At 51.8% G+C, this 2487-nt stretch carries 4 protein-coding genes and 1 pseudogene; 2 read left to right on the plus strand and 3 right to left on the minus strand.

The window, feature by feature from the left end; genetic code table 11:
• Positions 1 to 348, minus strand: a pseudogene (locus tag JHD74_RS25605) (hemagglutinin repeat-containing protein); the annotation flags it as partial.
• A 292-nt stretch (positions 349 to 640) separates the two neighbouring features.
• Here JHD74_RS25605 and JHD74_RS25610 point away from each other — a divergent pair.
• Together JHD74_RS25610 and JHD74_RS25615 are read left to right on the plus strand one after the other, a co-directional pair.
• Entirely contained in the window at positions 641 to 886 is a 246-nt protein-coding gene (locus tag JHD74_RS25610; protein WP_199063858.1) for a hypothetical protein, read from the plus strand.
• Positions 883 to 1221, plus strand: coding sequence for a hypothetical protein (locus JHD74_RS25615; protein WP_199063859.1), 339 nt, complete (start codon positions 883 to 885; stop codon positions 1219 to 1221). The genes JHD74_RS25610 and JHD74_RS25615 overlap by 4 nt, the downstream gene beginning before the upstream one ends.
• A gap of 40 nt (positions 1222 to 1261) precedes the next feature.
• Here the strand turns inward: JHD74_RS25615 and JHD74_RS25620 are convergent, their stop codons facing one another.
• Together JHD74_RS25620 and JHD74_RS25625 are read right to left on the minus strand one after the other, a co-directional pair.
• On the minus strand, positions 1262 to 1552 hold the full coding sequence (locus JHD74_RS25620; RefSeq protein WP_059199308.1) for a barstar family protein: 291 nt from the start codon (positions 1550 to 1552) through the stop codon (positions 1262 to 1264).
• A gap of 2 nt (positions 1553 to 1554) precedes the next feature.
• On the minus strand, positions 1555 to 2487 hold a 933-nt coding region (locus tag JHD74_RS25625; RefSeq protein WP_233169685.1), incomplete at its 5' end, for a VENN motif pre-toxin domain-containing protein.

Raw genomic sequence — 2487 nt, forward strand, 5'->3', positions numbered from 1 at the left:
ATGGCGAGAGCTGGAGCTACCAATCGTCACCCCGATACCACCGGTGCCCATCAGTCCGCTCTTTTTCTTCTCATCCAACCGGTAGCTGGACTGTTCTTCCGTCGCCGCCACGATCTCGACGTTGTTATCTGCTTGCAGGTTAACTTTACCGTCACCCACAACCGAAGATCCCTTCACCGTCAGATCGTAACCCGCAAACAGCGACACATTGTCGCCACTCAGCAACGTGCCTTTTTCCTGCGTGACGTAATCTTCCCGCACCGTGTGGGTGGTGGTCTTCGACAGGAACCCTTTCTTGGTCTTGGTTTCTTCGAAGAAGGAGTAGCCGCTTTCGGTGGCGCTGTTGAGGGCGCTTATCAAACACTACATATGGCTATCGTTATCAGGGTTCAGAAGTTAACAGAGGTCGATCGAATAGATGGAAGTGGTTGTTAGAACCATAAGGTGAGGAAGATAAAAGACAAGCTACCGCCCTGCCTTGGCATCCTTGCCTGCTCATTAGTCATAGTACCAACAAGATCCCTTGCTGCCATTAGCTGTTTAATTCAATTGCCTTTACTACCGGCCAGCAGATCGAAGTGATCACCAAGCCGGGTCAGTTGATCATCCGCGTCGTTATGCAGTAACAGGGAGGTTCATCATGGCCAAGACCAACGCACAACGCCAGGCAGAGTACCGCGCACGCCGTCGCGGCGATGGGGTGAGCACACGTCTGAACATCGAAGTGAGCCTGATAGCCCATTTTGCGCTTGAACGACTGGCGCACCATCACGGCCTGACCCAGCGCCAGATGCTGGAACAGCTGATCACCGGTCCCCATGAGGTCCTGTGCAAGAGCCTCGAGGGCGACGACTTCCGGCGCTATATCGATATGGGGGCAGCATGAACATCACCTTCACACCCCAACCGATCCCGGAGTTGACGATCGGCGGCGGCATGCTGGCCGGGCTGGGTTTTACCCCCGGCACACCGTTACAGCTCACACTCCGGCCCGATGGCCTGTGGAGCACCCCCGTCACCGATGAAGCCACCTGGAACGCATTGTGCGAAGCCAGCCAACAGCGGCAAGATTTGGGAGCGGATTGGGTGCGGGATAGCGGCCAACTGATCATCGGTGGCGACTGGCTTACCGAGTCTGGCATTACCGAGGCGGAACAACTGGAGATCACCGCCGCACCCGGTGTTATTCGGTTGCAGCGGCGGGAAGATGGGGGATTTTAGGGCATAAAAGCAACAACCCCGGCCAAGGCCGGGATTCTCGTTACTTCAAGGTATAATCAAATTTCTCATCCCAGTTAAATCGAATGTCTTGTTCTTTTGTTTGCTCGAAGATTTGAACAATTTGATCAAAGCATTCACCAAGATATTTTTTTGATTGCTCGGAGTTTAGCCAAATTATTGTTACTGGCCTTTCTACGTCACTACTTAGGCGATCTCTGAGGGCATCAAGATTGCCCCCATAGTAGGGACCAAAATCTAATAAAGCAGACATAACCTTATGGAAGTCATACTCATTTTTTATGTTTGTCCCATCTAAAATTATTTCACTCATACTCACTTCCACTTACCTATTGAAGTCGCAGTCCCATAGTGGTCAGTCGTTATATAAAGCAAACCATCATTTGAATATAACAATCTTGTGCCTGGTTGGTTGCTTCTCGACATAGTGTTATTTAACCCTATATCAGCTTCTCGCCACACTCTACCCTGAGCTGAGGGCAATATGTTAGTCGAGTTTTCAAAGATATCCCCGCCTAACTGACCGCCAGGAGTTGTATTGTTTAATGCCTTGCCAGGTTTCCAACCATTAGCCGCTGCCTGCGTTTTATTTACATAATTCTGAGGCAATTGCCCAGTGTTGCGTAAGCTCTCCACAACGTCATTTGCCGCTTCAGTGGTTTTCAGATCTAATTTTAGACCCGCATAGCTAGCAGAGTTGTGAGCAGCATTATTGGTGTTTTTTGCAATACTCGCGGCAACAGCTTCAGCTTTCGCCGCCGTCGCCTCTGCAGCCGTTTTACCAACCCCAATAGCTCCCGCTGCACCTACACCGCCAGGTGTAACTCCTTCTGCTACTTGCAACCCTGCGTTATTCAAACAGATTGCCGGGGCCGCTTTACAGCCTTCCAGTGCTGCTTTGGCTGCCGCCACTATTTCCGGTGTTGCTCCTATTATCAGTGCACCACCGGCCACTCCAGCAACGCCTGCTGACACCACCAGATTTCCTTCAGCAACGCCTTTCGCAATACCGGTCTTACAGGCAGTATCACAGCCTGGGGTGTTACCCAGCCAGAATCCAAGATCTGAACCCGCACCCAGCGCATTATTCTCCACCGCATTCTTACCGGCCTGAGCACCCGCCACAGCGTTAGCGGTGCTATCACCCGTCACACCGCCAGCTAAACCTGCTGCCAGCGTCGATAGCGCACTGAGACTCTGCTTCTGCTCCTCACTCAGTTTAGCAATTTTTTCCGGCGTGTCTGCACC

Origin of the sequence: Serratia sp. ASV30 (genome assembly GCF_016428815.1) — a bacterium.
Lineage (GTDB): Bacteria > Pseudomonadota > Gammaproteobacteria > Enterobacterales > Enterobacteriaceae > Chania > Chania fonticola_C.